This is a genomic window from Cupriavidus basilensis (assembly GCF_029335485.1).
Classification (GTDB): Bacteria; Pseudomonadota; Gammaproteobacteria; order Burkholderiales; family Burkholderiaceae; genus Cupriavidus; species Cupriavidus basilensis_E.
The window spans coordinates 1-5,666 of record NZ_JARJLM010000051.1 but is presented as its reverse complement, the minus strand read 5'-3'; the positions used below and the strand labels follow the sequence as shown (position 1 = coordinate 5,666).

At 66.9% G+C, this 5,666-nt stretch carries 6 protein-coding genes; 1 reads left to right on the top strand and 5 read right to left on the bottom strand.

The window, feature by feature from the left end:
• The 4 genes from P3W85_RS03235 to P3W85_RS03220 form a co-directional block, all read right to left on the bottom strand.
• Positions 1-395 (bottom strand): flavin reductase family protein (locus tag P3W85_RS03235; RefSeq protein WP_276263703.1); only part of this gene is annotated, 395 nt, incomplete at its 3' end.
• 1 nt (position 396) lies between these two features.
• Positions 397-1,638, bottom strand: coding sequence for a styrene monooxygenase/indole monooxygenase family protein (locus P3W85_RS03230; RefSeq protein ID WP_017225241.1), 1,242 nt, complete (start codon positions 1,636-1,638; stop codon positions 397-399).
• A 55-nt stretch (positions 1,639-1,693) separates the two neighbouring features.
• Complete coding sequence (locus tag P3W85_RS03225; RefSeq protein WP_276263702.1) at positions 1,694-2,482, bottom strand: SDR family oxidoreductase; 789 nt, start codon at positions 2,480-2,482, stop codon at positions 1,694-1,696.
• 144 nt (positions 2,483-2,626) lie between these two features.
• Positions 2,627-3,862, bottom strand: a complete 1,236-nt coding sequence (locus P3W85_RS03220; RefSeq protein ID WP_276263701.1) for a dienelactone hydrolase family protein — start codon at positions 3,860-3,862, stop codon at positions 2,627-2,629.
• 280 nt (positions 3,863-4,142) lie between these two features.
• Here P3W85_RS03220 and P3W85_RS03215 point away from each other — a divergent pair, with 280 nt between their 5' ends.
• Complete coding sequence (locus P3W85_RS03215) at positions 4,143-5,156, top strand: AraC family transcriptional regulator (protein WP_276263700.1); 1,014 nt, start codon at positions 4,143-4,145, stop codon at positions 5,154-5,156.
• Between the two features lie 106 nt (positions 5,157-5,262).
• Here the strand turns inward: P3W85_RS03215 and rpsJ are convergent, their stop codons facing one another.
• Entirely contained in the window at positions 5,263-5,571 is a 309-nt protein-coding gene (gene rpsJ / locus P3W85_RS03210; RefSeq protein ID WP_006160488.1) for a 30S ribosomal protein S10, read from the bottom strand.
• Positions 5,572-5,666 lie beyond the last annotated feature (95 nt).

Here is a 5,666-nt window from a genome sequence, read left to right as displayed (position 1 = left end):
TCCCCGGCCACGTCGGCCCGCTCCACCCGACAGGCCAGCGTGGCCAGCGCTTCCTCGAGGTACGGCACGCCGTGCCCGCACCGCCGGTGCGCGACACCGGCGAACTTATCCTCCGCAGGGGTGGCGAAGCGCCGGGCAAGCTCCCCATGCCCGGCCCGCAGGATGCTGACCCCAAAGCGCTTCCCCGGCACGAAATACCGTGCATTCGGCGAGTGCAGCGCCAGGCTCCACAGGATCAGCGGCGGCGCCAGCGACAGCGAGGCAAAGGAGTTGACGGTCAGCCCGATCAACCGCCCCTGCGCCGCGCAGGCGCCAATGACTGCCACCCCGGTAGCATAGCGGCCGCAGGCCCGCCGCAGGGCCTTGGCATCGATCGCGGCATCCACGGCTTCCATATCAGGCTGCCTGCGGCAGATGCCGGTCTATCAGTTGCTGGCAGGCCACGGCATCGGCCCACCATGGGAAAAAATCCGGCGGATTGTCGAAGCCGTTGGCAATCCGCGCGGCCAGCGCGGGCGCCTGGCCGGCGGCGCCGAGCAGATTGAGGATATGGGGCGGCGGCGGCGTGAGCAGCGAATTGGTCCAGTTCACCACGTCGCCGGCGTACTGCCAGTAATGCGCAAAGGTCTGCTCCATCCAGGCCGCGTCGAAGGTGCGCTCACCTCGCGCGACGATGGCGTCCAGGTAGACCTTGCAGCATTTGGCGGCATTGTTGGATCCCTGCCCCGTGATGGGATCGTTCACCACCACGGCGTCTGCCATGCCGAACACCAGCCGCCCCGAAGGCAAGGCCATCACCGGCTTGCGCACCGTCGGCGCAAAACGGCCGGCCAGTATGCCCTGCTCGTCGGTCAGCGTTACCTGTTCGCAGCGTTCAGCTTCCCAGGGCAGCCATGTGCGCAGGATGCGCAGGCTTTCGGCAAGGTGCTGCTCAGGCGTGCGGGCTTCGGCCCAGCGGTCCATCGGGCCGCCCGGCACCCCTTCGAACACCATGATCTCGCAAGGGCCGGACAGCGTCAGCGCGGGGAACACGAAATACTCGCCGATACCCGGAATCAGGTTGAAACAAACCCGCGAGTACGGACTGCGCGGTGTCATGCCATTCACATAGGTCAGGGCCAGGGCGCGCTGCGGCGCACTGAAAGGACTGCGCGTGGCATCGCGTTCGAAGCGGCCGACGATCTCGCCCTTGCCTGCCGCGAGCAGGACCAGGTCGTGCTCGCGCGCCAGGGCTTCCAGCTCCTCGACGCCGGCGTCGGCAATACGCAGATCGCCGCCACGCTGAACGAACGCCTCCATCCACGCCGGCATCTTGAGGCGCTGGTCGACCGCCTGTGCCGGGCGCTCCAGGGGCGCCGCCCAGTCGATCAGCTTCGCGCCGGGCTGCTCCGGATGCGGAATGGCCAGGCCGATCCCTTCCACGGGCGGGCATGCACCTTCCCACCAGTTCAAGTCCAGGTCGCGCTCGGTCTGCAGCGCGCGATCGAACATGCACTGGCTGGACATGACCTTGCCCGCCCGGACCTGATCCGGCGTGCGGTTGGTCAGCAGCGTCACCTGGTAACCCCTGGCCTGCAGGCCGAGGGCCATCTGAAGTCCGGACTGGCCGGCGCCCACAATGGCGATACGTTGGTTCATGGCAATCTCCTCCTTGAGGTGCTGCAACGGAAGTCGAAACCGGGCGGTGGCTGTCTCAGCCTGCCAGCCGCGGGATAGCGGGCACGTTGCGCTCTGGACCCATCGCCGAGTAGCCGCCGTCGACCGCATAGTCGGCGCCGGTGACGAAACTGGCATGGCTCGAACACAGGAACAGCACCACCTGGGCCACTTCGCCAGGCTGACCGACGCGCCCCGGCAGGTGGAAATCCGCTGCCACGCGGTCGGTCCGCTCCCGGTTGCCGCCGCTGACCTCGTCCATCAGCCGGCACCAGGTCCAGCCGGGCGAGACCGAGTTGACGCGGATATGGTCCGGAGCAAGGTCCATCGCCATGCTGCGGGTAAGCTGCCGGATGGCGGCCTTGGAGGCCGGATAGAGCCAGCGCCCGGTCTGCGCCACATTGGCCGAGATGCTGGTGAAGTTGACGATCGCACCGCCGCCGCGCGCCCGCATCGCCGCGTGCACGGCCTGCGCCAGCATCACCCCGGAGACCACATTGACGTCCAGTGCCGCCAGCCAGTCGCGGCGGCCGGATTTGAAGCCGTCGTCGAGATAGGTGCAGGCGAGGTTGACCAGGAAGTCGACCCCGCCGAAGTGCCTTACCACGTGCGCCACGGCCGCCGCCACCTGGGCATCGTCCGTGATGTCGGTACGCACGAACAGGGCGCGCTCACCCAGCTCCGCGGCAACGCGCTCGCCGCCGGCGGCGTCGATATCGAGAATGGCCACCCGCGTGCCGGCCTCGACAAAGGCCTTGGCCACGCCCGCGCCGATCAGGGTGGCGCCACCGCTGACGATGGCTACTTTGTCCTGCAGTCCTTCCATGACGTTGTCTCCTGGTATCCGGGGCGCCGCCCGGACGCCTTGGGTGATCGCCCGGCGCCGATGGCGCAGGGGTGCCCGAGGCGCGTGCCGGGCACGCTCCTTTGCTTGGTTACGTCGAGTTGCCAGGGCGCGGACGCGCCCGGCCTACTTGCCTTCGCTTTCCTTCCAGCGCGCCATCAGCGTGTTGGACGGCAGCGTTTCGTCGAGCAGCTTGCGGGCAGTCTCGACGCCGGCCACGGGCAGGCCGGCCGGGTCCAGTTTTCCGATCTGGACCAGCACGCTGGCCTGGTCCCAGTAGATATGCTCGTGATAGAGCTTGTCGCCACGGAACTTGACGATGGCGATCAACGGAATCTCCACACGCCTGCCGGTCGGTGGCACGCCTGGCAGCATCCAGTCGATCTCGCAGGTGTGCGTGAAACAGAACAGCAACTCGTCGACGATCTGGCTCGCCCCCACCGTGCGCGACAACGGGATCAGCGTGGTGTCGGGCGGATTGCTGTGGACGAAGTGGTTCTGGTAGAAGCGCCTGAGCTGGCGGTAGCCTACGCCGCCGGTCATGGTCGGGATATGGTTGACATAGGGCTCGGCCACCATGGTTGCCATGGTGGCGTCGACCTCACGGGTGGCGAATTCGTATTCGCAGTGCTTGTCCCAGAGGGCCGAGAAGTCGTAGTGCGGGCCCATCTCCGCGCGCAGCGCGGCAATCGAGCGCTGGTGCGCCATGAGTGCGGACGGGCGGTCGAAGTGCTCGCCGCCGGCGCGGGCAAACGCATGATCGACGCCAGCATAGACATACAGCTCGATGCCTTCCCTGCCGCCAAGGCTTGCCCGGATCTGCGCCTGGGCCTCCGGCGGGCAGAAGCCGTCGCGCTCGGCCACATGCAGCACCAGCCGTCCCTTGATGTTGGCTGCCTCATCCAGCGCGCGCTCGATGCCGACCCCGTAATACGCTACCGCGCACGCCACGCCGTCCAGGCGGCATGCCGCCAGGTAGGCCAGCTTCCCGCCCAGGCAGAAGCCCAGGACGCCGGTCTGGCCGACGCATTCGGGGCGCGCGCGCAACGCTTCCAGCGCGCTGCCCACGTCGAGCACGCCCTGGCGCTCGTCGAAGCGCTGGTACAGGTCCAGCGCGCGCTGGAAATCTTCGCCGCGGTCGCCCAGCTCGATGCCGGGGGCCAGGCGCCAGAACAGGTCCGGCACCAGCACCGTGTAGCCTTCCTCGGCGTAATAATCCGCCACGGCGCGCATGGTGGCATTGACGCCGAAGATCTCCTGGCACAACACGATCCCGGGGCCCTTGCCCGCTGCGGGCGTGGCCAGGTAGGCGTTGAACGTGCCGCTGCCGTCGGTCGTATGGATCTGGATAGTCTGGCCCATGGCCTGCGCTCCTGTGTTTTTTGGGGGTGGGCTGCTGTGCTGGATTCCATCATGCGTGATACGCACCGCAGCAAACTAGCCGCCGCCTGCAGCGGCTATCCAATTAGTGCAGGAAAATGGCTAGCCGGACAAGGGACGCGAAGAACCGATCCACTATAGTGTTGTGAAGGATCCCGTCCGCATCCCGGCCGAGCCCGATGCCGCTGCGCTGCGGCACACGCCAGGCCTACGCGGATGCCACCCAAGGAACGGCGCGCCAATGACGCCGAGGAGCGAGACAATGCCGCAGCCCCCCGCGGCCACGGCCGCCGAGCCGCTGGCCGGCGCCCTGCTGAACGACCCCACCCGGCTGGTCTTCGCCTCGACCGACCAGGCCCGGACGCGGGCTGCGGTCGGCGCGGTGTTCAAGCCGCACAAACTTACGATCGGCGGCACCACGCTGGCGGCGCGCATGCATCATGCGCCACTTGGAGCGGTATCGTTCAACCGGCTGGCTTATGGCGCCGAAGTGCAGATCGAGCCCGGGCCGCTCGACGACTTCCTGCTGGTGCAGATGCCTGTGGCCGGCCATGCGGAGATTCGTTGCGGCGAGCAGCAGATCCTGTCCGACCACGAGACCGCCTCGGTACTCACGCCCAGCGATGCAGTGCGCATGCGCTGGAGCCACGACAGCGACCAATTGATCGTGCGCATCGAACGCGGTGCACTGGAACGGATATGCGCGGCCTACCTTGGCCACCGGCCACAGCAGCCGCTGCGCTTCGAACTTGGGATGGCTTGGCGGCGCCTGGCAGCCTGGTACCAGCTGATGCACTACCTGACGGACACGCTGATGCTGGCACCCGATGCCGCGCGCCACCCGCTGACAGCCTGCCAGCTGGAGCAACTGGTTATCGGCACCCTGCTGACGGTGCAGCCGCACAGCCTCACCCAGGCGCTGCTGATGCGCGGCAAACCCCTGGCGCCACGTCATGTGAAGCTGGTCGAGGAGTACATTCATGCACATGCCCACGCCCCGCTGACGCCAGCCGCGCTGGCCGAGGTGGCGGGCGTCAGCCTGCGAGGGCTGTATGCCGGCTTTCGCGAGCATCGCGGCATCAGCCCGATGGCCTACCTGCGCGCGGTCCGGCTGGAACGGGTACGCCACGATCTGCTGAACGACAGGGCCGTCGACTCTGTTACGGCGGCGGCCCTGCGCTGGGGCTTCAGCCATCTCGGGCGGTTCAGCATCGAGTATCGCAAGAGCTTCGGAGAGCCACCGGGGCAGACACTCCGGCGGCGCGGGCCGGCATAGGCGGCAAGCGAAGAGGAGAGAAGAGGCACAAAAACAAAAACGGCGAACCGAAGTTCGCCGTTTTTGTTTGCGCAAAACCGCCTGGGGCGGTCTTGTGCTGAATACCTTACACCTTGATTTCGACGTCGACGCCGGCCGGCAGGTCGAGCTTCATCAGTGCGTCAACGGTCTTGTCGGTAGGATCGACGATGTCCATCAGGCGCTGGTGAGTACGGATCTCGAACTGATCACGGCTCGTCTTGTTGACGTGCGGCGAACGCAGGATGTCGAAGCGCTGGATACGGGTCGGCAGGGGCACCGGGCCCTTGACGATCGCGCCGGTGCGCTTGGCGGTATCCACGATTTCGGCTGCCGACTGGTCGATCAGGCGATAGTCGAAAGCCTTCAGGCGGATACGGATCTTCTGGTTCTGCATGATATTTCCTTTAAAGAGCGATGGGCGGCGAGCGCCCTGGAACAAGGGAACAGGCCGCCGGTATTGTACCGCCAGCCTGCTCCAGGAAGTTTGCT

Excerpts from the sequence above, each read along its gene's own strand:
- P3W85_RS03215 (WP_276263700.1), top strand. The coding sequence starts at position 4,143 with ATGCCGCAGCCCCCCGCGGCCACGGCCGCCGAGCCGCTGGCCGGCGCC.
- P3W85_RS03230 (WP_017225241.1), bottom strand. The coding sequence starts at position 1,638 with ATGAACCAACGTATCGCCATTGTGGGCGCCGGCCAGTCCGGACTTCAG.
- P3W85_RS03225 (WP_276263702.1), bottom strand. The coding sequence starts at position 2,482 with ATGGAAGGACTGCAGGACAAAGTAGCCATCGTCAGCGGTGGCGCCACC.
- P3W85_RS03220 (WP_276263701.1), bottom strand. The coding sequence starts at position 3,862 with ATGGGCCAGACTATCCAGATCCATACGACCGACGGCAGCGGCACGTTC.
- rpsJ (WP_006160488.1), bottom strand. The coding sequence starts at position 5,571 with ATGCAGAACCAGAAGATCCGTATCCGCCTGAAGGCTTTCGACTATCGC.